Origin of the sequence: Streptomyces sp. NPDC012935 (assembly GCF_042900345.1) — a bacterium.
Classification (GTDB): Bacteria; Actinomycetota; Actinomycetes; order Streptomycetales; family Streptomycetaceae; genus Streptomyces.
In genome coordinates this window covers 1-22872 of record NZ_JBIBBC010000001.1, presented here as the reverse complement: position 1 = coordinate 22872, position 22872 = coordinate 1, and the positions used below count along the sequence as shown (strand labels likewise).

Sequence of the window (22872 nt, the reverse complement as noted above, 5' to 3'; positions counted from 1 at the left end):
ACCCGGGGCCGCGGATGCGCGATGTCCGTCAGAGACAGAGCGCGATGCTGGCCTGGCTGGCGCACAGAAGGAGGCTGACCATGCTGCCGCCTCCGGTGTACTCCTCGGTCTCCATCGTCTGCAGGTCGAGCAGTGCCATGTCAGGTCCTCTCATTGGTGGGGACGGGGTTGTGTCACGACTCCGTCAGGTGGCGGAGCCGCGTTCCGGGTGCCGCCTCGGCGGCGGGAGGAAGGGCAGGTGGGCCGGGGTGGCGCTCGCCGCGTCGGCGCCGAGGGCGGCTCCGAGCGCGAGCAGACAGCCGGCCGTTCCGGTGCCCAGGTCCATGGAGAGCCGCATCATCTGGTGTCCGGGGAAGGCCAGTTGGCCCTGGTAGGACATCGCGTACCAGCCGAGCCCGGCGATCTGTCCGGCCAGCCGGTCCGCGTCCGCGCCCGGTGTCGTCGTGCGGCTGAGGTGCAGGATCATCCCGGCACGTCCCTGGAAGAGGCCGGGCTGAGCGTAGAAGCGTGAGGTGGCGGCGGTGAGGATGCCGGCGCGGGCCCGCTCGAAGGCGTCCGTGTCGACGCCGGAGTCCCGCGCGGACCGTCCGGCCCCGCTGTCGTCGGCGTGCGCGAGGTAGTCGTCGACGACCATGCCCACCCCGACGCTCCCGTCGCCCAGATACGGCATGGTCCGCCAGCCCTCGTCGACCTCCAGCGAGCCGCCCTTCTGCTCCACGCAGCACGCCAGGTCCTGGCGCAGCGCCTCGCCGGCCGCGTCCAGCAGCCGCCGGTCGCCGGTCCGTTCGTACTGGCGCAGCAGGAACAACGCGGGTCCGCTCGCGCCGCGCAACAGTCCGGCGCGGGGCCGGGCCCCGGACGGGGGCGGTGCGGTCAGCCGCCGTACGAGGATGTCCGCGGCCTCCGCCGCCCGCTCGCGCAGCTCCGGCTCGCCGGTGGTGTCGGCGAGGGCGCCGAGGACCAGCCCCAGGCCGGCCAGCCCGCCGCGCAGGTCGGAGGACAGGCGCTGCCACCTCTCGCGCAGAACCGTGTCGATCAGGTCCAGGGCACGCTGCCGGTGGCCGAGCATGTCGAGGACATGGGCCACGCCCGCGAGACCGTCGTACAGGCCCAGCGGAGTTCCGACCGGCGGTGGGGCGGTGCGGTCGAGCAGCCAGCGTTCACCCTCGTCGTAGCGCTCGGCGCCGGTCGCGGCCAGGGCGTACAGCACGCCGGCCGCACCGTGGGCGAGGCCGAGTCCGCCGCCGTCGGAGAACTGGCCGACGTCGCCCGGGAAGAGCCGGTCCTCGCGCTCCGGGGTGGCCGAGGCGAGCAGCGCCTTGACCATCGAGTCGCGGCTGTAGGGCCAGTCGCCGGGTTCCACGAAGGACGCGGAGCGGGCCCGGGCCGTGTGCGCGGCACGGTCGGGAACGGCCACGTCCCGGCAGATCTCGGCGACCGCCTCGTCCAGGAACTCCCGCGGCACGTCCGGGAACTGCCCCGCGATCACGTCCGCCAGGTGCGCCGCCTTGTCGCGGTCCACCACGAACAACGAGGTGATCGGCAGGAACATCGCCAGTCTCAGGCAGGCCAGCGCATAACGGTCGACATCCACGCCCCTGCGGTCGGCCGGGGCCAGAAAGCCGGGGTGGGCGACGACCTGACGGCCGTTCTCGCCGACCGGGGCCGCCGCTTCGAAGTCGAGCAGGGACACCGACTCCTCGTCGGGGGCGACCATGATGTTGAAGACGTGCAGGTCGTTGAAGACGATCCCGCGCGCGTGCACCGTCTCCACCGCGCGCTCCACGGCCCGGTGGATGCGCAGGGCCCAGGCCGTGTAGCCGGCCACGGCGCCCGGATCGGGGTCCGGGCCGATCAGCGGATGTCGTTCGGCGAAGAAGGAGTTCAGGGGGCGCCCCGCCACGAAGTCCATGACCAGGAAGCGGTGATCGCCGAGCAGGAACCAGTCGCGCACCTCGGGCACCACACCGGTCCCCGCCAGCTGCTCCAGCGCCTGCCGCTCCCGCTCCAGCCGGGTCACGGCGTCCGCGCCGTCCGCGGCGAGGCCCGCGTGCGGCCGGCCCTCCTTGAGGACCACCTTGCGTCCGTCCCGCGTGTCGGTGCCCGCGTACACCCCGCCGCCGTTGGAGAAGTGCAGCGCCTTCTCGATGCGGTAAGGCAACTCGCCGACCGTCGTGGTGTTGCGGGCCGCCAGCTGCGGTGCGAGGAACTCGGGCAGCGTCACCCACTCCGGCACCTGGAACGACGGTGCCCGCCGGTCCGGCACCAACTGGCCTTCCCCGTCCCGCACCGCCGGCACCAGCGAACCGCGGTCGTCGACCACGAAGAGACGCGCGAAGGCGCCGTAGCGGACGTACAGCGGACCGTCGTCCCACCGCAGATCGGTGAGGATGTACGGACCCTCGAACCCCTCCAGCAGCCGGCCCAACTCGAGCAGCACCGTGTGGAGCTGCTGCTCGCCGGCCGGGTAGACGGTGACGAACTTGCCGCTGGAGTCGCGGCCCGCGTACTTGGCGTTGCGCAGATGCAGCAGCTGCGGGCCGGGCACGAACTTGAACGGGATGCCCCTCGGCACGCAGTAGTCCCACACGATCCGCGCGATCTGCTCCGCGTTCGCCAGGGTTGCCGAGGCATGGACCTTCCAGCCCTGCGCGGGGCCCGGCACCGGGGCGCCGTCCGGGCCGAGTGGCGTCAGGGTCAGCCAGTCGCCGATCCGTGCCGCCGTCCAGCCGTCGGGTACCTCGTCCCGCGCCGCCTCGTACAGACGCGAGGCGCCCTGCGTGCCCGTGGACAGCCGGTCCGGCGTCTCGTAGAAGTGCCTGTCGGCGAGCGCGTACACCTCGTAGCGCTTGTCCATGCGTCCCCCCTCAGCTCGTCCGGCACCGAGGCTTCCAGCGATGCAGCGGCTACGGACAGTCACGACTGTCACGAGATCACTGTGCGGAACGCATGCGTAAAGACATGTTCGGGCCCTTTCGAGCATCGGAATCCCGCCCGCACCACGGAACGCGCCACAGGGGCTGCGCAGGTGTCTGATAAGCGCTGTAATGGCGGACGTGGTCGGAGAGGGCGCCGCGGAACGCGGAACGAGAAGGCTGCGTGCCGAAGTTGCCGTCAAGACGGTCGCCGCCGATCCGGACTCACCGGACCGACTGCGACGCGTCCTCGAACAGGCCCTCGTCTTCGGCGGAGCGACCCTGGCCGCCGTATACGCGCCGGGCGAGGACGAGGACCTGCTGTGCCTGGTCGAGTCCGCCGGTGTGCCGAGGACCTTCTACGGGCTGCGCGACAGCTACCCGCGCTCCGGCCGGTCCGCGGTGGCCGGTGCCCTGCGCACCGGAGAAGCACGGTGGCTCGGCCCGGCGGAACTGGCCGCGCGAACGGAGTCCCGACGGGCACCCGGACGGGACTTCTTCCTGGCGGCCTTGCCGACCCACGGCGACGAGGGCGCCGGCTGTCTGCTGGCCGTCAGCGAGCGCGCCGACGGCTTCGACTCCGGCGACCGGGAGTGCCTGGAGCTGATCGCCGAGGCCGTCGCCTTCCCCACCCGGCCCGCAGCCACGGACGGGGGCGAGCTGCCGCCCAACGCCTTCAGCCTCGCCATGGACACCGGCCGCGTCGAGGTCGGCGACGACATCCTGGCCCTGTTCGGTCTCGGCCCGGACGACTTCGACGGCAAGGTCGAGACCCTGCTGGGCCTGACCGTCCCGGAGGACCTGCCGTCGCTGATGTCCGTCGTCGAGGCCGACCACACCGCCCTCGGCGACCGCGACCTGGAGTTCCGGGTCCTGCAGCCCACCGGCCCGCCCCGATGGCTCAGGCTGCGCGGCCGCCTGCTGCCCGGCGGCGAGGGGCTCCCGGCCCGCATCGTCGGCACCGTCGCCGACGCCTCCACCCTGCGCGCCGAGGTCACCGACGTGGCCCGCGTCCAGCGCCTGGCCGCCGCGCTCGCCACCGCAGGCACCGTCCGCGACGTCAGCCAGGCCGTGGTCACGGCCCTGCGCAAGCCGCTGCGGGCCGACCGCATCGCCCTCGCCGAACTGGAGAACGACCGCCTCGTCGTCACCGTCCTCGACCCGCCCGACCCCGAGTCCTGGCCGCAGCTGTGGCGCGTGGAGTGGCGTACCGAGTGGCCGGACGCGCCCGTGCGCGCCATGCCCACCCTCGCCGCCGCCCTGCGCGAGGGCCGCGCCCAGATCTGGCCCGCCGGCAGCCTGCTGGAACCGGCCCTGGCCGACGTCGGCCCCGGCGGCCTGGCCGTTCTGCCGCTGCCCGCCGGCGGCCGGATGGTCGGCGCCTGCCTGATCGGCTGGGACGCCCCGCACGACTTCGGCCCCGACGAGCGCGCCCTGCTCACCGCCTCGGCCGGCCTCGCCGGCCAAGCCCTGCTGCGCGCCCACGCCTTCGACGCCGAGCACGAACTCGTCGGCATGCTCCAGCGCCAACTGCTGCCGCGCCGCCTGCCCCGGCTCCCCGGCGCGGAGGCCGTCGCCCGCTATCTGCCCACCACAGCCGGACTGGAGGTCGGCGGCGACTGGTACGACGTGATCCCGCTGCCCGACAACCACGTAGCCCTGGTCATCGGCGACGTCCAGGGCCACAGCGCGGCCGCCGCCACCCTCATGGGCCAGATGCGCACCGCCCTGCGCGCCTACGCCGCCGAAGGACACCCTCCGGACGTCGTCGTGGACCACGCCAACCGCCTGCTCATGGACATGGAGACCGACCTCTTCGCCACGTGCTGCTACGTCGACGTCGACCTGGAGGAGGGCTCCGCCTGGTGCGTGCGCGCCGGTCACCCCCCGCCGGTCCTGCGCCACCCGGACGGCAGCACGGAGATCGCCGAGGTGGAGGGCGGCCCGCCGCTGGGCGTGGTGCGGCAGGCCGGCTTCCCGATGAGCCCGCTCGGGCTGCAGCCCGGCACGGTGGTCGCCCTCACCACCGACGGCCTCGTCGAGTCCGCGGACGCCGACATCGACACCGGCATGGCCCGGCTCGCCCGCGACCTTGCCGGCTCCGACCCCGCCCACCTCGGCCTCGTCGCCGACGCCCTGCTCGTGGACGCCCGCCGCAGCGACGACATCGCCCTGCTCCTGATGCGCTACGACGGCATGGCCGTACGGCCGCTGCGCGAGAGCTGGACCGTCTGGCGCGTCCCGCAGGCCGTCGGCCACGCCCGCCGCTTCACCCGGCGCACCCTGCGCGTCTGGGGCGTGCCGCCGCAGGACATGGACGCCGTGCTGCTCGTCGTCTCCGAACTCGTCACCAACGCCCTTGTGCACACCGACGGCCGGGTCCGCCTCGACCTCACCCTCGTCAACCACCGGTTGCGTGTGGCGGTCGCCGACTCCTCGCCGCGCACACCGGTCAAACCCGCCAGCATCAGCTGGGAGGCCACCGGCGGGCGCGGCATCCTCCTCGTCGAGGCCATGGCGGCGACGTGGGGAACCGTGCCGGTCAGTGGCGGAAAGCAGGTCTGGAGCGAGATCGCCCTGGGCGGCTGAGACCGCGCTCCGGTGAACGGCCGGTGGCATGGAAGTTGCGAGCGTGCCAATCCCGGCACCGTCAATTTGGCCGAATCGGGGCTAAGGTGAACCGATGAAGGCTCTCGTGCTGTCCGGTGGCGCCGGTACGCGCCTGAGGCCGATCACGCACACTTCGGCCAAGCAGCTCGTGCCGGTGGCGAACAAGGCCGTCCTCTTCTACGGGCTGGAATCCATCGCCGCGGCCGGGATCACCGAGGTCGGTGTGATCGTCGGTGACACCGCCCCGGAGATCCAGGACGCCGTCGGAGACGGTTCCAAATTCGGCCTGGAGATCACCTACATCCCCCAGGAACGGCCCCTGGGGCTGGCCCACGCCGTGCTCATCGCCCGTGACTATCTGGGCGACGACGACTTCGTGATGTACCTCGGCGACAACTTCATCGTCGGCGGAATCGCAAGCCTCGTCGACGAGTTCCGCAGCAACCGCCCCGACGCCCAGATCCTGCTCACCCGCGTTCAGGACCCGCGCTCCTTCGGCGTCGCCGAACTCGACGACGCGGGCCAGGTCGTCGGCCTGGAGGAGAAACCCGAGCACCCCAAGAGCGACCTCGCCCTGGTCGGCGTCTACCTCTTCACCCCGGTGATCCACGACGCGGTCCGCGCCATCACACCGTCCTGGCGCGGCGAGTTGGAGATCACCCACGCCATCCAGCACCTGATCGACGCCCGCGCCGACGTGCGCTGCACGGTCATCAAGGGCTACTGGAAGGACACCGGGAACGTCGCCGACATGCTGGAGGTGAACCGGACCGTCCTGGAGGGCCTCACGCGCCGCATCGACGGCGACGTCGACGACGCCTCTGAGACCGTCGGACGCGTGGTCGTCGAGGAGGGGGCACGCATCGTCAACTCGCGCATCGTCGGGCCCGCCGTCATCGGCGCCGGCACCGTCGTCGAGGACTCCTACGTCGGCCCCTTCACCTCCATCGCGCAGAACTGCCGTATCAGCGACAGCGAACTGGAGTTCTCCATCGTGCTGCGGGACGCCTCGATCCAGGGAGTGGGCCGGATCGAGTCCTCGCTCATCGGCCGGCACGTCGAGGTCACGCCCGCGCCCAGCGTCCCCAGCGCCCACCGACTCGTCCTCGGAGATCACAGCAAGGTGCAGATCCACACATGAACCTTCTCGTCACCGGCGCCGCCGGATTCATCGGCTCGACCTACGTCCGCACGCTGCTCGCCCGCGACGCACCGGACGCGCCCGAGGCGCCGCGGATCACGGTGCTGGACAAGCTGACGTACGCAGGCACCCTGGACAACCTCGAACTGGGCCATCCCCGGCTGGAGTTCGTGCAAGGCGACATCGGCGACGCCGAACTGGTCGACAAGCTGATGGCCGGGGCCGACCAGGTCGTGCACTTCGCCGCAGAGTCCCACGTGGACCGCTCGATCGCCGGCGCCGGCGACTTCGTCCTCACCAACGTGGTCGGCACCCAGACCCTGCTGGACGCGGCCCTGCGCCACGGCGTCGCACCCTTCGTGCACGTCTCGACGGACGAGGTCTACGGCTCGCTGGAGACCGGCTCCGCCACCGAGACGGACATCCTGCGGCCCAGCTCGCCGTACTCCGCCTCCAAGGCCTCCTCCGACCTGCTCGCGCTCGCCTACCACCGCACCCACGGCCTGGACGTCCGCGTCACCCGCTGCTCGAACAACTACGGCCCGCACCAGTTCCCCGAGAAGGTCGTCCCGCTGTTCATCACCAACCTCCTCGACGGCGAGCGGGTACCCCTGTACGGCGAGGGCCTCAACGTCCGCGACTGGCTGCACGTCGACGACCACTGCGCCGGCGTCGAGCTCGTCCGCACCGAGGGCCGCCCCGGCGAGGTCTACAACATCGGCGGAGGCACCGAGTTGAGCAACAAGGAACTCACCGCCCTGCTCCTCGAGGCCTGCGGCGCCGACTGGGACATGGTGGCGCACGTCGAGGACCGCAAGGGCCACGACCTGCGCTACTCCGTCGACTGGAGCAAGGCCCGCACCGAACTCGGCTACCGGCCCCGCCACGACTTCGCGTCCGGCCTCGCCGACACCGTCGCCTGGTACCGCGACCACCGCGACTGGTGGGAACCCCTCAAGCGCCGCGTCGGCAAGGAGCACGGATGAGGTGGCTGGTCACCGGAGCGGGCGGCATGCTCGGCCGCGACCTGGTCGGGGAACTGCGCACCCGCGACGAGGAGGTGACGGGCCTCGACCACCTCGCCCTCGACATCACCGCCCCCGACGCCGTCGACCGTGCCCTCGCCGCACACCGCCCCGATGTGGTCGTCAACTGCGCCGCGTACACGGCCGTCGACGACGCCGAACAGGACGAGGAACGCGCCCTGCACGTCAACGGCGACGGCCCGCGCCTCCTCGCCCGGGCCTGCGCCGCGCACGACGCCCGCCTGATTCAGGTCTCCACCGACTACGTCTTCGCCGGCGACGCCCGCACCCCCTACGCCGAGGACGCGGCGCCCGCCCCCCGCACCGCCTACGGTCGCACCAAACTGGCCGGTGAGCGGGCCGTACTGGACGAACTCCCGGACGCGAGCGCCGTCGTGCGCGCCGCGTGGCTCTACGGCGTCCACGGCCGCAGTTTCGTCCGGACGATGATGGAACTCGAAGCTCGCCGGGACACCGTGGACGTCGTGGACGACCAGCGCGGCCAGCCGACGTGGAGCGCCGACGTCGCCGCGACGATCGCCGACCTCGGCCCGCGCGTCGGCCGCGACATGACCGGCGTACTGCACGCCACCAACTCCGGCGAGGCCACCTGGTACGACCTGGCTCGCGAGGTGTTCCGGCTGCTCGGCGCGGACCCCGGCCGGGTGCGTCCCGTCACCAGCGAGGCCTTCCCGCGACCCGCGCCCCGCCCCGCCTACAGCGTCCTCGCGCACGGCCGTCGGCAGCGGCTCGGCCTCGCGCGAGCGCGTGACTGGCGCACCGCCCTGCACGAAGCAATGCCCCGGATCCGCAAGGAGACCCTTCGTGAAACGCCATGAGTTCCTGCGGGAACTGCACAAGGTCAGCGGCAACCGCAACTACCTGGAGATCGGCGTCAACGACGGCCGCAGCCTCCGGCTCTCCCGCGTGCCCACGATCGCCGTCGACCCCGCCTTCAAGGTCGTCACGGAGATCCGCTGCGACGTCCACCTGGTCAAGGCCACCAGCGACGACTTCTTCGCCCGCGACAACCCGCTCATCCACCTCAGGGGCGGCCGTCATCCCCTGCGGAACCTGCGCCGCGGCCGCAAGCCGTTCGGGTACTGGCGGCGTACCGTCCTCGACCTGTCGTTCATCGACGGCATGCACCTGTTCGAGTACGCGCTGCGGGACTTCATGAACATCGAGCGGCACTCCGACTGGACCAGCGTGATCGTCTTCGACGACATGCTGCCGCGCAATGTCGACGAGGCGGCGCGCGACCGGCATACCGGGGCGTGGACCGGTGACGTGTACAAGCTCGCCGAGATCCTCGGGCGCTACCGGCCCGATCTGGTGACCGTTCTGGTCGACACCCAGCCCACCGGGCAGCTCGTCGTGTTCGGGGCCGATCCCCGGAACACGGTGCTGCGGGACCGGTACGACGAGATCGTCGCGGAGTACGAGGTGCCCGATCCGCAGAAGGTGCCCGAGGCCATCCTGGACCGGGCGTCCGCAGTGGCGCCTGAGGCGTTGCTCGGGGCGGGCTTCTGGCGGTCGCTGGCGCGGGCACGCAGGCTGGGTGTGCGGCGTGGGCGGGCGTGGGTGCCGTTGCGGGCTCAGATCGCGGGGGTTGCCTCCGGCGGTTGAGCGGTAGTGCCGGGTTCTGGAGTCGCATGTCTGCGGGCTCGTCGTCGCTGGTCGCGCAGTTCCACGCGCCCCTCAGGGCGTTGCCGAACCGCCTCCCGTGCGTAGCCGGTCGTAGTGGGCGCTGCAGGTCTCGTACGTCGGCAGCAGGCCCGCCTCTCGTGCCTCGGACAGTGACGGTGCCTGCGCGTCCTTGGGGGACAGGACCGGTGGGATGTCCTCGGGCCAGGCGATGGCCAGGTCCGGGTCCAGGGGGTGCACCCCGTGTTCGCGCTCGGGGGCGTAGCCGGTCGAGCAGAGGTAGACCACCGTGGCCTCGTCGGTGAGTGCCATGAAGGCGTGGCCGAGGCCCTCCGCGAGGAACAGGGCGTGGCGGCTGTCGTCGTCGAGGCGCAACGCCTCCCAGCGACCGAAGGTGGGGGAGCCGAGGCGGATGTCGACGACCACGTCCAGGATGGCGCCGCGCACACAGGTGACGTACTTGGCCTGGCCGGGCGGCACGTCCGAGAAGTGCACGCCCCGCAGTACGCCCCGGCGGGAGACCGAGCAGTTGGCCTGTGCCAGGGACAGGCCGTGCCCGGTCGCCTCGCGGAACTCCGTGCCCCGGTACCACTCGTGGAAGCTGCCGCGGTCGTCCGGGAAGACCTTGGGCTCCAGTGCCCAGGCGCCTTCGATGCCGAGCCCTCGCATGCCGTCACCGCCTCCTCAGGGCCCGCAGCCGGGCCGCCGTCCGGCCCAGGGCCGTACCGAGCCTGCGTCGTGCCCTACGCGCGAAACGCCGTAGCGTACTGGGACGCGGCGCCTGCACCACGTGCACCGTGCCGACCCCGCAGCGCAGCGCGAAGGGCAGCGGCAGGAACCGTGGCCCCGGCACGCCGAGCGCTGCCCGCCAAGTCGCCCCTCCCAGCTCGCCGAGCGGCAGCACGGCCTCCAGCAGCGCCGCGGACCCTTGCGGGGACAGCGTGGCGGGCACGTCGAGGGTTGTGCCGGACGCGGTGAGCCGCAGTGTCACCTCGGTGCCGTCGTCGGGGACGTGCAGGGGGAGCCGTGCGTGCAGGCGGGCGCCCGAGAGGGTGATCTCGGGCGTGGTGAGCGTGCCCAGGCCGACGCGGTGGGTCGCGCGGTCGACGTCGAGGGCGAGATGGGCGTGCGGTGACGTCCAGTACGGCAGGACGAGGTGCCCGCCGGTCACAGCGGCGGACGGCGTGGGGCGGTTCCCCCGCGGGGCGGGGCCCAGGCGGCACTCCTTGGTCCAGCCGCCCAGCTTGACGCGGACCAGGGCGTCCCACAGGCCGTCGCGGGTGAGGCCGGCGGGGTCCACGGTGGCGGTCGCCCGCAGTACCAGCCGGACCCGGCCGTCGTCGCCGGCCGGCACCTCCTCCCGGGCGAACTCCACCGGCTGGAAGTACTGGGCGGCACTGGCGCGCTCGCGCACCAGCAGGTCCGCGGTGGCCTTGCCGAACCGGTCGACGGTGTCGGCGCCCACCCATGCGACGGCCGCGGCCAGGTCCTCGGGCGGGCCGTCGAGAGGCGTACGGGCCGTCCCGGCGGCGAAGGTCATCGGCTCGCCGGCAGACGCGAACTCGGCGGTGAACGCGACCCGCAGCGTGCCGTTCTCCCACGCCACGCGCTCGGGGACGGCCGTGAGGGCGATGCCGGCCTCCCACTCGGCGAACGCCTCGACGTCGTCGTACCGGTCCGCGGCGATCAGCGCGGCGACGACCTGCTGCGTCGGCTGCAGCCCGGCCGCGACACCGGGCCCGAAGCGCTCCACGACGACCTGGTGGATCTCCTCGAACAGGTCCCGCCGATAGTCCGCCGGCAGGGCCAGCAGCCGCCGCGCGCGCATCCGCTCGACCATCTCGACCCGCAGCCACCGCCTGAAGAGCCGGTCGCGCAGCGGCCCGGGTTCGGTGTACCGCTCGACGACGTCCAGGGCCTCGCGGAGGTTCTTGAAGTAGCCGCCCGGGTCGAAGCGCTGGAAGCCGGCGTTCGAGGCGTCGTCCCGGCGGACGTGGTAGTAGCAGACGTAGTCGCTGAGCACCGAGACGTTGCTCGCGCGCAGGTAGGCCTCGGTGACGAAGACGTGGTCCTCCAGCCGCCGCCTGCCCTCGGGGAAGCGCAGGCCGATGTCGTCGAGGAAGACGCGGCGGAACATCTTGTGCGGGGTGAGGCTGTCGATCAGCGGCGCGTTCTCGACGGTGGCGCGCGGGTGGTTGCGGCGGAACAGCTCCACCGGCACCCCGCGGCCCTTGCCGGCCATCTTGCCGACCACGACATCGGCGCCGTTGGCGACGCCGTAGTCGTACATCCGTTCCAGGGCCTCGTCGCCGAGGTAGTCGTCGTTGTCCACGAACATCACGTACTCGCCCCGGGCTGCGCCGATGCCGACGTTGCGGGGTTTGCCGGACCAACCGGAGTTCACCTGGTGAACGACGCTCACCCGGGGCTCCGCAGCGGCCAGCGCGTCGAGCCGGGCCGGCGTGCCGTCGGTGGAACCGTCGTCGACGAAGATCACTTCGTATTCGTCGGGAGGCAGCGACTGCCGCATCAGCGACTCGATGCAGTCCTCGACATAAACCCCCGGGTTGTACACGGGTACGACCACGCTGACCTTGACCGGCATCGGTCTCCGAGCCCCCTAGGGGTCACTGGGCGTTTGCGTCGAATTACGGCGCTCGTGGCCAAATGCTAACCCTGACACCGAGTTTGTCCACCGCTCAACCGTGGCGACCACGCGCCGCTACCGGGCCGAAGATCGTCCGCGCCGGTAGCCTGAGGGTGTGCGCCTGCTGCTGATGTCCGACACTCACCTGCCCAAACGCGCCAAGGCACTGCCCGGACCGCTGCTCGCCGAACTCCCGCGCGCCGACGTCGTGTTCCACGCCGGGGACTGGGTCGATTCGGCCACGCTCGACCTGCTGGAGAGCCGCTGCACCCGCCTCATCGGCGTCCACGGCAACAACGACGGACCGGACCTGCGCGCCCGGCTGCCCGAGGTGGCATACGCCGAGCTCGGCGGCCTGCGCTTCGGCGTGGTCCACGAGACCGGGCCCGCCCAGGGGCGCGAGGCGCGCTGCGCGGCCAGGTTCCCCGAACTCGACGTCCTGGTCTTCGGCCACAGCCACATCCCGTGGGACACCACGGCCGCCACCGGTCTGCGCCTGCTCAACCCGGGCTCACCGACCGATCGCCGCCGCCAGCCCCACTGCACCTACATGACGGCGACCGTGACCGAGGGCGGGCTCGGGGACGTGGAGCTGCACCGGCTGCCGCCGCGCTGAGCTCAAAAAGATCCGGGCCGCTCCGTGTGCAGGGAAGCGGCCCGGGCGCTGCGATGCGCTGTCATGGACCTCCTTCCCGCTCAGAGGCGTTGTTCGGGGGCCCGTAGGCCTCCTTGAGTCGCCCCCTACCCCTTCGCGTCCGCCTTACACCCCTGATTTCGGGCCGCGCGCGAGTCGATCGACGCCTGAGATCACCTGCGCCGCGCCCGCCGCCCCCGCAACAGGCGCACCAGCACCAGCACCACCCCGGCCGCCGCCACGGCTCCCGCCATGGCCGCCCCCACCCGCTTCGCCACCGGCACTCCGGCCGTGCGGAGCAGATCGAGCGGCTGGTCCGGCTCCTCCTCGGCAACCGGCGCACTCTGCGGGGGCTCGGTCAGCTGCTGCGACAGAGCCGTGGCGAACTGCCCGACCAGCCGGTCGCCCACCTCGGCCATCACCCCGCGCCCGAACTGCGCAGGCCGCCCGGTCACGGTGAGGTCGGTGTCCACCGACACGGCCGTTCCGCCGTCGCGCTCGCTGAGTGTGCCGGTCATCGTGGCCCGTGCGGTGCCCTGCCCGCGCGTCTCGCGGCCGCTCGCGGTGAGCACCATGCGGTGCGCCGTCTCGTCCTGTTCCTCGAAGACCGCGGTGCCCTTGTAGGCCACGGTGATCGGGCCCACCTTGACCTTGACCGCACCGGCCACGGTCCTGCCGTCGTACTCCTCGACGCTCGCCCCGGGCATGCAGGGCGCGATGCGCTCGATGTCGAGGAGCGTGTGCCAGGCCTCGTCGACCGGGACGGGGACGGTGAACTCGTGGTGCAGCTCCATGACTTCCTCCTACCGGGTGCTACGACGATGGATGGATCGCGCCCGCCGTGGCCGTCAGCGGGGCTCCCGTGCCGCCCCACCGCAGGGCGACGATCTCGGCGGCGACGGACACGGCGACCTCCTCGGGCGTACGGGCCCCGAGGTCGAGCCCGACGGGGGAGCGCAGCCGGGCCAACTCGGCCTCGCCGACCCCGGCTTCGGTCAGCCGCTGCATCCGGTCGTCGTGGGTACGGCGGCTGCCCATCGCCCCGATGTACGCGGCCGGGCGGCGCAGCGCCTCCTGAAGCAGCGGCACGTCGAACTTCGGATCGTGGGTGAGCACACAGATCACCGTGCGTTCGTCGGTGTCGGTGCCGCTCAGATAGCGATGCGGCCAGTCCACGATCACCTCGACGCCCGCCGGGAAGCGCTTCGGGGTGGCGAAGACCGGGCGGGCGTCGCACACCGTGACCCGGTAGCCGAGGAAGTCGCCGATGCGGGCGACCGAGGCCGCGTAGTCGATCGCGCCGAACACCAGCATCCGCGGCGGCGGTGCGAAGGAGTGCAGGAACACGGAGACCGCGTCCTCGCGGCGCTCGCCGTGCGGGCCGTAGTGCCTGAGGCCCGTTGCACCGAGGGCGAGTTCGCCGCGGGCGTCGGCGGTGACGGCCACGTCCAGGCCGGGCGTGCCGAGCGTGCCCGCGACGCGGTCCGGCCACACGGCGAGCGTCGCCCCGCGCGGCGCGGGACCGTCGGTCACCGTCGCCACCGTGACCGGTCGCCCCGCCGCGACCGACTCGGCGACCTCGCCGAAGGCCGGGTCCGAGGCGGCCGTCACGGGACGTACCAGCAGGGTGATCTCGCCGCCGCAGGTGAGCCCGACCTCGAAGGCGTCCTCGTCGCTGTAGCCGAAGGTCTCCAGCCGCGCCTCGCCGCTCGCCACCACCTCCTGCGCGAGTTCGAAGACGGCCCCCTCGACGCAGCCGCCGGACACGCTGCCCACGACCTCGTCGTCGGGGCCCACCGCCATCGCGGCCCCGGGGTCGCGCGGGGCGCTGCGGCTGGTGGCGACGACAGTGGCGAGTCCGAACGGCACCCGGGCCGCATACCAGGGGCTGATCACCGGGAGAATCTCACGCATCGACCGCTCCTCTCACCACCGTCGCCAGCCGCTCCAGGGCGGCCAGGCTGTGCCCCTCGACGAAGGCGTCCACGCTCGGCAGGGCCGCCGCCATCCCGGCCGCCACGGGTGCGTAACCAGGGCGCGCCTTGCGGGGATTGGCCCAGATCACCCGGTGCGCCAGCCGGTGCAGACGGCGCATCTGGGCCGCGAGCAGCTCCGGATCGCCACGCTCCCAGCCGTCGGACAACAGGACCACGATCGCACCGCGCGCCATGCCGCGCTGCCCCCAGCGGTCCAGGAACGCCCGCAGCAGCTCGCCCAGCCGGGTACCCCCGCGCCAGTCGGGCACCGCGGCCGCGACCGCCGCCATCGCCAGGTCGGGGTCCCGGTGCGACAGCTCCCGGGTCACCCGCGTCAGCCGGGTGCCGATCGTGAACACCTCCGTACGGCTGTTTCGGGCGGCCGCGTGCGCGAAACGCAGCAGCGCGTCCGCGTACGGCGACATGGAGCCGCTGACGTCCACGAGCAGCACGACCCGGCGGGGCCGCTCGGTGCGGGCGTGCCGCCGCAGCCTCGCGGGCTCCCCGCCGCGGCGCAGCAGCTCCCGCACCGTCCGGTGCGGATCGACCTCGCCGCGCCTGGCCGGACTGCGGCGCGCGGAGCGCCGTGCCTGGCCGCGCAACGCGAGCGCGGACAGCAGCCGGCGCACCTGCTCACGCTCCACGGCGTCCAGGTCGGCGACATCGCGGTGGCGCAGGACCTCGGCGGCGCTGGCGAGAGAGGCCGCTGGCGGCGCGTCGCGCTCACGCTCGGCACGTGCGGCGGTGCCGGTGCCGCCGCTGACGACCAGGCGCAGGCGAGGCGGGGGAGGAGCGGACGCCGTACGGCCGGCCCGCCCACCGTCACCGAAGTACGCGGTGAACACCCGCTCGTAGCGCTCCAGGTCGTCGCGGTCCCCGCACAGCGTCAGCCGCCCCGCCCAGTACACGTCCGCCCGTATCCCCGGCCGCAGGGCGTCCACCGCGGACAGGAAGGCGTGCACGCGCTCGGCGTCGGCGTCGACGCCCGCCGCGCGCAGGGCACGGGCGAAGCCGAGGAGCGCGGCGTCCGCGGCGAGTACCCCGGTCACGTCCCGCACCGCAGTCACGCCCCTCGTGTCGCGAGCACCGCCGCGAGGTCCATCCCCCGTGCCCGTTCCGCGTCCTCCCGGTACTTCAGCACCGACCCGAGCGTGGCCACGGCCAGCTCCGCGTCCACCTCGTCCGCGCCGAGCGCGTCCAGGGCCTCGGCCCAGTCGATGGTCTCGGCGACACCGGGCGGCTTGAGCAGGTCGTGCCCGCGCAGCTCCTGCACGAGCGCGGTCACCTGCTCCGCAAGGCGGGCCGACACGTCCGGCAACCGACGCCGCACGATGGCCAGTTCGCGGGCGAAGCCAGGATGCTCGAACCAGTGGTACAGGCAGCGCCGCTTCAGCGCGTCATGCACCTCACGCGTGCGGTTGGAGGTCAGCACCACCACCGGCGGCTCCTCGGCCCGCAGGGTGCCGAGCTCGGGGATCGTGACCGAGAACTCCGACAGCAGCTCCAGCAGGAACGCCTCGAACTCGTCGTCGGCCCGGTCGATCTCGTCGATCAGCAGCACGGACGGAGTTGTCTGCAGCGCCCTGAGCAGCGGCCGTGCCACCAGGAACCGCCGGTCGTACAGCTCGCCCTCCAGCCGGTCCGCGTCGGTCACCCCGACGGCCTCGGCGGCCCGCAGATGCAGCAGCTGACGCGGGAAGTCCCAGTCGTACAGGGCCTGCGAGGCGTCGATGCCCTCATGGCACTGCAGCCGGATCAGCGGCGCGTCGAGCGCCTCGGCGAGGGCGGCGGCGAGCGCGGTCTTGCCGACACCCGCGTCGCCCTCGCAGAACAGCGGCCGGCCGAGCCGCAGGGCCAGGAAGCAGGCGATGGCCAGCCCGTCGTCGACGAGGTACCCCGTCTCCTCCAGCCGCGCCCGCACCTGCTCCGGGCCGTCCAGTGCGGTGATCGTCGCTCACCCCATCCCGGCGGCCGCCAGCACCGCCCGCTTGGTGAGGACCTGGGCCAGATGCGCCCGATACTCGGGCGAGGCCGAGGTGTCCTGGGACGGCCGGGTGCCCTGCGCCGCCTCCTGGGCGGCCCGCGCGACGTCGTCCGGATCCCCGGCGCCGGACAGCGCCTCCTCGGCCGCCGAGGCCCGCAAGGGGGTGGTGCCCATGTTGGTCAGCGCGACCCGTGCCTCGGCGATGTGCCCGTCGTCGCGCCGCACCAGCGCGGCCACGCCGACGATCGGCCAGGCCTGGGCGATCCGGTGGAACTTCTCGTAGCGGAAGCCCCAGCCGGCCGCCTTCGGGATGCGGACCTCGACGAGCAGTTCGTCGGGCTCCAGCGCGGTCTGCAGGTAGTCGACGCAGAACTCCCGTGCCGGGATCGTGCGCCGCCCTCGCGGCCCCTGCGCCACCATCTCGCCGTTCATCACCAGCACCACCGCCGGCAGGTCACCGGCCGGGTCGGCGTGCGCGAGCGAGCCGCCGAGGGTGCCGCGATGCCGTACGGCAGGGTCGGCGACCGTCGAGGTGGCGGCTGCCAGCAGCCCGGCGTGCCGCCTGACCAGTGGATCCGCGATGACGTCGTGGTGGGTGGTCATCGCGCCGATGACCAGCGTGTCGCCGTCCTCCCGGACGCCGCGCAGCTCGGGGATCCGGTTGACGTCCACGACCAGTTCCGGGAAGGCCAGCCGCAGCCTCATCAGCGGCAGCAGGCTCTGCCCGCCGGCCAGCACCTTGGCGTCCTCGCCCGCGTCGGCGAGCGTACGGACCGCCTCGTCGACGCTGCTGGGACGGGCGTAGTCGAATGCGGGGGGAATCATGCCGACGCCTCCTTCGCGGAGCGAACGGCCTGCCAGACCCGTTCGGGAGTGCACGGCATCCGGATGTCCTGGACGCCGAAGGGACGCAGGGCGTCCACGACCGCGTTGACCACGGCCGGCGTCGAGGCGATCGTGCCCGCCTCGCCGACCCCCTTGACGCCCAGCGGGTTGGAGGTCGCCGGTGTCTCGGTGCGGTCGGTGACGAACTCGGGCAGGTCGGGGGCGCCCGGCACGAGATAGTCGGCCAGCGTGCCGGTGACCAGGTTGCCCTCCTCGTCGTACACGGCCTCCTCGTACAGTGCCTGCGCGATGCCCTGGGCGATCCCGCCGTGCAGCTGCCCGTCGACGATCATCGGGTTGATCACCTTGCCGACGTCGTCGACGCACACGTACGACCGGATGTGCACGGCGCCCGTCTCGGTGTCGACCTCCACCGCGCACAGGTGGGTGCCGTGCGGGAACGAGAACGTGTCGGGGTCCAGGACGTGCTCGGCGTTGATCGACGGTTCCATGCCGTCGGGCAGGTCGTGCGAGGAGAAGGTCGCGAAGGCCACCTCCTGGATGGTTTTGCTCGCCTCGGGTGAGCCCTTGACGGTGAAGGCGCCGTCCTTGAAGTCGAGGTCCGCCTCGTTGGCCTCCAGCAGGTGGGCCGCGACCTTGCGGGCCTTGTCCACCACCTTGCGCGCCGCCTCGTGGACGGCGACGCCCCCGATGACCAGCGAGCGCGAGCCGTAGGTGTCCATGCCGTGGGTCGCCAGCACGGTGTCGCCGTGCATCACCTCGATGTCGTCGAACGGCACCCCGAGGGCGTCGGCGGCGATCTGGCTCCAGGACGTCACATGGCCCTGCCCGTGCGGGCTGGTCCCGGTGATGATCTCGACCTTCCCGGTGGGCAGCACCCGGATGTTGGCCGCCTCCCAGCCGCCCGCCGCGTAGTTCATCTCGCCCAGCCAGCGGCTCGGCGCGAGGCCGCACATCTCGGTGTACGTGGAGACGCCGATGCCGAGGCGGACGGTGTCCGCGTGGTCGACGCGGTCCGCCTGTTCGGCGCGCAGCTTGTCGTAGTCGAACAGGGCGAGCGCCTTGTCGGTGGCGGCCTCGTAGTTGCCGCTGTCGTAGGTGAGCCCCGCGATCGTCGTGTACGGGAACTCGTCGTGCCGGATCCAGTTGTGGCGCCGCAGGTCGACCGGGTCCACGCCGAGTTCGGCGGCCAGGTCGTCCATGATCCGCTCGATCGCGTACGTCGCCTCGGGGCGGCCGGCGCCGCGGTAGGCGTCGATCGGGGTGCGGTTGGTGAAGACGCCGGTGCAGGAGAACTCGTAGGCGCCCATCTTGTAGATCGCCGGGTACATGGAGGCGCCGAGGATCGGGATGCCCGGGCTGAGCAGCATCAGGTAGGCGCCCATGTCGGCCAGCAGTGAGACCTTCAGGCCCAGCAGGGTGCCGTCGCTGCGGGCGGCGATCTCGATGTCCTGGACCTGGCTGCGGCCGTGGTGGGTGGCGACGTTGGCCTCGGAGCGGGACTCGGTCCACTTCAGGGGCCGGCCGAGGCGCTTGGCCAGCACGAGGGCGATCACTTCCTCGCCGTACACCTGGAGTTTCGAGCCGAATCCGCCGCCGACGTCGGGGGCCACGACGCGGATCTTGTTCTCCGGGATGCCGGTGGTGACGGCGAGCAGGACCCGCAGGACGTGCGGGACCTGGGTGGAGGAGTAGAGGGTGAAGTCGCCGGACGCGGCGAGCGGGGTGACCACGACCGCACGCGGCTCCATCGCGGTGGGGATCAGGCGCTGCTGGTGGTAGCGACGGGTCAGGACGATGTCCGCCTTGGCCTTGGCGGCCGCGTAGTCGCCGTCGGCCGTGCGGTAGTCGTAGCAGCGGTTGGTGCCCTTGTCGGAGTGGACCAGCGGCGCGCCGTCCGCGAGCGCCCCCTCGATGTCCAGGGCGGCGGGCAGCGGGGTGTACTCGACCTCGATGGCCTCCAGCGCGTCGGCGGCCGTGTACCGGTCGCGGGCCACCACCACGGCCACCGGGTCGCCGGCGTAGCGCACCTCGTCGACCGCGATCGGGGGATGGTCCGGCACCACGGTGCCCTCGGCGACCGGCCAGGCGCACGGCAGCGAGCCCATCGCCTGCGCGACGTCGCGCCCGCTGAACGCGGCGATGACGCCGGGGCGTTCGAGGGCCGCCGAGACGTCGACACGGTCGATGCGGGCGTGGGCCATCGGGCTGCGCAGGATGGCCAGATGCAGCAGTCCGTTGACGCTGATGTTGTCCGTCCAGTTGGTCTGCCCGGTGATCAGGTGGGCGTCCTCCTTGCGGTACCGGGCACGGCCGACCTCGCGTTCGACGGTCTCGCTCATGCCGTGACCTCCTCCTCGGAGGCGTCCAGGACGGCCCGGACGATGTTCTGGTAGCCGGTGCAGCGGCAGATGTTGCCCTCCAGGCCGTGCCGCACCTCGTCCGGCGTGGGGTGCGGGTGTTCGCGCAGCAGATCGCGGGCCGCCATGATCATTCCCGGCGTGCAGTAGCCGCACTGCAGCGCGTGCCGCTCGTGGAACGTGCGCTGCAGGGCCGTCCACTCGCCGTCGTGGGCGAGCCCCTGGACGGTGGTCACCTCGCTCCCGTCCGCCTGGACGGCGAGCACGGTGCAGCTCTTGACCGCCGTGCCGTCCAGTTCGACCGTGCAGGTGCCGCAGTTCGAGGTGTCACACCCGATCGGGGTGCCGGTCAGACCGAGACGGTCGCGCAGGTAGTGGATCAGGAGGAGGCGGGGCTCCACGTCGTCCTCGTACGTCGTGCCGTCCACCTTCACCGAGATGTGAGTCATGTGCCCTCCAGAGGCCGAGTGGAGTGAGAGAGGGGAAACATCGGCCGGGCGTGATGTACGTCACTCTATGGCGGCTGCGGTGTCACGGCGAGTGCTGCGGTGGCGTTCGTTGAGCGTTAATCCATTGCCGGTGCGGGGGCGATCCTGCTGCACTGCACGTGACCCGTCGTCACGCGAACGGGGCCCGTTCGTCACGCACAGAGGAGCCGCAATGCGCACTGCGTTCATGTCCCCCCAGGAAGGAACGACCCCCTCATCGAAGGACATGACGCTTCGTGCATTTGCTCAACCTCGGGATCCTCGCCCATGTCGACGCCGGTAAGACCAGCCTGACCGAACGCCTGCTGCACACGGCGGGCGTGATCGACGAGATCGGCAGCGTCGACGCCGGGAACACCCGGACCGATTCCCTCGCGCTGGAGCGCCGGCGCGGCATCACGATCAAGTCCGCCGTCGTCTCCTTCGCGCTCGACGACGTGACGGTCAACCTCATCGACACCCCCGGCCACCCGGACTTCATCGCCGAGGTGGAGCGGGTGCTCGGCGTGCTGGACGGCGCCGTGCTGGTCGTCTCCGCCGTCGAAGGCGTCCAGCCGCAGACCCGCGTCCTGATGCGCACGCTGCAGCGGCTGCGCATCCCCACGCTCGTCTTCGTCAACAAGATCGACCGCCGCGGGGCGCGCCACGACGCCGTCCTGCGGGCCATCTCGGAGCGCCTGACCGCGGCCGTCGTACCGATGGGGACGACCGACGGCCTCGGCACCCGCGAGGCCCGCTTCCTCCCCGGCCTCGACTCGTCGGCGCTCGACGTCCTCTCCGACCATGACGACGCGTTGCTGACGGCGTACGTCGAGGACACCGTCTCCTGCGACCGCCTGGGCGCCGCCCTCGTCGAGCAGACCAGGCAGGCCCTCGTGCACCCGGTGTACTTCGGCTCCGCCATCACCGGCGCCGGGGTCGGCGCGCTGATCGACGGGATCAAGCAGCTGCTGCCCGCCGCCGACGGAGACCCGGACGGGCCGGTCTCGGGCACCGTCTTCAAGGTCGAGCGTGGGCCGGCGGGGGAGAAGATCGCCTACGCGCGGCTGTTCTCCGGCACCCTGCGCACCCGCGACCGGATCCGTGTCGACGAGGCGGGCGCCGAGGGCCGGGTCACCGCGATCAGCGTCTTCGACCAGGGCGCCGACGTCCGGGACGACTCGGTGCCGGCCGGCCGGATCGCCAAGCTGTGGGGGCTGGCCGACATCAGGATCGGTGACGTCTTCGGCGAACCCCGCAAGGCGTACGGGCACTTCTTCGCCCCGCCCACCCTCGAAACGGTCGTCGCCCCGGCCGGTGACACGGACCGGCGGGCCCTGCACCGCGCGCTCACCCTGCTCGCCGAACAGGACCCGCTCATCGGCCTGCGCCACGACGAGGTGCGGCAGGAGACCTTCGTCTCCCTCTACGGCGAGGTGCAGAAGGAGGTCATCCAGGTCACGCTCGCCGAGGAGTTCGGCCTGGACGTCACCTTCCGTCGGACGACACCGCTGTGCGTCGAGCGGCCGGTCGGCCCGGGCGCGGCGGTCGAGTTCAACAAGAAGGACGGCAACCCCTTCCTCGCCACGGTCGGCCTGCGCGTCGACCCCGCCACGGCCGGCGCCGGAGTGTCCTTCCGGCTGGAGGTGGAGCTCGGCTCGATGCCGTACGCCTTCTTCAAAGCCGTCGAGGACACCGTCCGCGAGACCCTCGGCCAGGGCCTGTACGGCTGGCAGGTCCCCGACTGCACGGTCACCATGACCCACTCCGGCTACTCGCCCCGGCAGAGCCACGCCCACCAGGGCTTCGACAAGAGCATGTCGAGCACCGGCTACGACTTCCGCGGCCTCACGCCACTGGTCCTGATCGAGGCCCTGCGCCGGGCGGGCACCGAGGTCCACGAGCCGATGCACCGCTTCCGTATCGAGGCGCCGACCGACACCCTGGCGGCCCTGCTGCCGGTGTTCGCCAGGTTGCGCGCGGTCCCGCAGACGACTCGGACCCGCGGCGCCTCCTGCGTCCTGGAGGGATCGGTGCCCGCGGCCCACGTGCACGAGCTGGAGCAGCAACTGCCCGGCCTGACACGCGGCGAGGGTGAGCTGGAGAGCGCCTTCGACCACTACGCGCCGGCCGCGCGCGGCACGCTCCCGGAGCGCCGGCGCACCGACCTCAACCCGCTGAACCGGAAGGAGTACCTGCTGAACCTGACCCGCCGGACGGGAACCTGACCCGCAACGGGCCCGGTTGACCCTTCCCTTACGTCAGGCCGCAGGCTGTACCCGAGGGAAAGGGCAGGTGGATGAGCTATTCCGTGGGGCAGGTCGCCGCGTTCGCCGGAGTGACCGTGCGCCGGCCTCACGGAGGAGCGGCTGGCGGGCGCGCTGGAGCGCGTGGTGCGGCAGCAGTCGTACGCCCGAGCCGCCTCGGTCGCCGCGCGGCACATGGCGACCGAGGACGGGGTGGGCGCGGTGCTGAAGGCCCTGGGCTGATCAGCGGGCCGCCGGACTCGTCCAGCCGGACTCCACATGGCCCAGCCGGACCCGCTGGGGATGGTCGCCGACGGGGACGGACACCTGCTTGCGCCCGGTGGCGAAGTCGATGGCGGTGACCTGGTCGGTGC

At 72.3% G+C, this 22872-nt stretch carries 18 protein-coding genes; 7 read left to right on the top strand and 11 right to left on the bottom strand.

The window, feature by feature from the left end:
• Window positions 1-28: 28 nt before the first annotated feature.
• Both ACFY5C_RS00090 and lanKC read right to left on the bottom strand, forming a co-directional pair.
• Entirely contained in the window at window positions 29-139 is a 111-nt protein-coding gene (locus ACFY5C_RS00090; protein WP_389438752.1) for a SapB/AmfS family lanthipeptide, read from the bottom strand.
• A 45-nt stretch (window positions 140-184) separates the two neighbouring features.
• Entirely contained in the window at window positions 185-2857 is a 2673-nt protein-coding gene (gene lanKC, locus ACFY5C_RS00085; RefSeq protein ID WP_389438749.1) for a class III lanthionine synthetase LanKC, read from the bottom strand.
• 190 nt (window positions 2858-3047) lie between these two features.
• On the opposite strand from lanKC, the gene ACFY5C_RS00080 reads away from it, so the two are divergent.
• The 5 genes from ACFY5C_RS00080 (at window position 3048) to ACFY5C_RS00060 (ending at window position 9320) form a co-directional block, all read left to right on the top strand.
• Entirely contained in the window at window positions 3048-5504 is a 2457-nt protein-coding gene (locus tag ACFY5C_RS00080; RefSeq protein ID WP_389438747.1) for a SpoIIE family protein phosphatase, read from the top strand.
• A gap of 94 nt (window positions 5505-5598) precedes the next feature.
• The gene (locus ACFY5C_RS00075) at window positions 5599-6666 is read left to right on the top strand and encodes a glucose-1-phosphate thymidylyltransferase (protein ID WP_389438745.1); all 1068 of its coding nucleotides are present in this window, start codon (window positions 5599-5601) and stop codon (window positions 6664-6666) included.
• The gene (gene rfbB, locus ACFY5C_RS00070) at window positions 6663-7652 is read left to right on the top strand and encodes a dTDP-glucose 4,6-dehydratase (protein ID WP_389438743.1); all 990 of its coding nucleotides are present in this window, start codon (window positions 6663-6665) and stop codon (window positions 7650-7652) included. The genes ACFY5C_RS00075 and rfbB overlap by 4 nt, the downstream gene beginning before the upstream one ends.
• Entirely contained in the window at window positions 7649-8530 is an 882-nt protein-coding gene (rfbD, locus tag ACFY5C_RS00065; RefSeq protein ID WP_389438741.1) for a dTDP-4-dehydrorhamnose reductase, read from the top strand. Before rfbB ends, rfbD begins: the two co-directional genes overlap by 4 nt.
• The gene (locus ACFY5C_RS00060) at window positions 8517-9320 is read left to right on the top strand and encodes a class I SAM-dependent methyltransferase (RefSeq protein WP_389438740.1); all 804 of its coding nucleotides are present in this window, start codon (window positions 8517-8519) and stop codon (window positions 9318-9320) included. Before rfbD ends, ACFY5C_RS00060 begins: the two co-directional genes overlap by 14 nt.
• A gap of 72 nt (window positions 9321-9392) precedes the next feature.
• Here the strand turns inward: ACFY5C_RS00060 and rfbC are convergent, their stop codons facing one another.
• Window positions 9393-10007 (bottom strand): dTDP-4-dehydrorhamnose 3,5-epimerase, encoded by a 615-nt coding sequence (gene rfbC / locus ACFY5C_RS00055; protein ID WP_389438738.1) that lies wholly within the window; start codon window positions 10005-10007, stop codon window positions 9393-9395.
• A 4-nt stretch (window positions 10008-10011) separates the two neighbouring features.
• Window positions 10012-11943: a glycosyltransferase gene (locus ACFY5C_RS00050; RefSeq protein WP_389438735.1), complete on the bottom strand. Its 1932-nt coding sequence runs from the start codon at window positions 11941-11943 to the stop codon at window positions 10012-10014.
• Between the two features lie 157 nt (window positions 11944-12100).
• Here ACFY5C_RS00050 and ACFY5C_RS00045 point away from each other — a divergent pair, with 157 nt between their 5' ends.
• Window positions 12101-12601, top strand: a complete 501-nt coding sequence (locus ACFY5C_RS00045; RefSeq protein ID WP_389438733.1) for a metallophosphoesterase family protein — start codon at window positions 12101-12103, stop codon at window positions 12599-12601.
• A 191-nt stretch (window positions 12602-12792) separates the two neighbouring features.
• On the opposite strand, the gene ACFY5C_RS00040 is transcribed toward ACFY5C_RS00045, so the two are convergent.
• Genes ACFY5C_RS00040 through ACFY5C_RS00010 form a run of 7 tightly spaced genes read right to left on the bottom strand, consistent with a single transcriptional unit; the run spans window position 12793 to window position 20234 of the window.
• Complete coding sequence (locus tag ACFY5C_RS00040) at window positions 12793-13413, bottom strand: SRPBCC family protein (RefSeq protein ID WP_389438730.1); 621 nt, start codon at window positions 13411-13413, stop codon at window positions 12793-12795.
• 19 nt (window positions 13414-13432) lie between these two features.
• A complete protein-coding gene (locus ACFY5C_RS00035; RefSeq protein ID WP_389438727.1) occupies window positions 13433-14533 on the bottom strand; it encodes an XdhC family protein in 1101 nt (366 codons plus the stop codon).
• Window positions 14526-15644, bottom strand: a complete 1119-nt coding sequence (locus ACFY5C_RS00030) for a VWA domain-containing protein (RefSeq protein ID WP_389438724.1) — start codon at window positions 15642-15644, stop codon at window positions 14526-14528. The genes ACFY5C_RS00035 and ACFY5C_RS00030 overlap by 8 nt, the downstream gene beginning before the upstream one ends.
• 14 nt (window positions 15645-15658) lie before the next feature.
• Complete coding sequence (locus tag ACFY5C_RS00025) at window positions 15659-16543, bottom strand: AAA family ATPase (protein ID WP_389440596.1); 885 nt, start codon at window positions 16541-16543, stop codon at window positions 15659-15661.
• Between the two features lie 6 nt (window positions 16544-16549).
• Window positions 16550-17404, bottom strand: coding sequence for an FAD binding domain-containing protein (locus ACFY5C_RS00020; RefSeq protein ID WP_389438721.1), 855 nt, complete (start codon window positions 17402-17404; stop codon window positions 16550-16552).
• Window positions 17401-19767 carry a xanthine dehydrogenase family protein molybdopterin-binding subunit gene (locus tag ACFY5C_RS00015; protein ID WP_389438719.1) on the bottom strand — a complete coding sequence of 789 codons (2367 nt, stop codon included), beginning with the start codon at window positions 19765-19767 and terminating at the stop codon, window positions 17401-17403. Before ACFY5C_RS00015 ends, ACFY5C_RS00020 begins: the two co-directional genes overlap by 4 nt.
• The gene (locus ACFY5C_RS00010) at window positions 19764-20234 is read right to left on the bottom strand and encodes a (2Fe-2S)-binding protein (protein ID WP_328877441.1); all 471 of its coding nucleotides are present in this window, start codon (window positions 20232-20234) and stop codon (window positions 19764-19766) included. The genes ACFY5C_RS00015 and ACFY5C_RS00010 overlap by 4 nt, the downstream gene beginning before the upstream one ends.
• Before the next feature lie 275 nt (window positions 20235-20509).
• On the opposite strand from ACFY5C_RS00010, the gene ACFY5C_RS00005 reads away from it, so the two are divergent.
• Window positions 20510-22480, top strand: a complete 1971-nt coding sequence (locus tag ACFY5C_RS00005; protein ID WP_389438717.1) for a GTP-binding protein — start codon at window positions 20510-20512, stop codon at window positions 22478-22480.
• Window positions 22481-22872 lie beyond the last annotated feature (392 nt).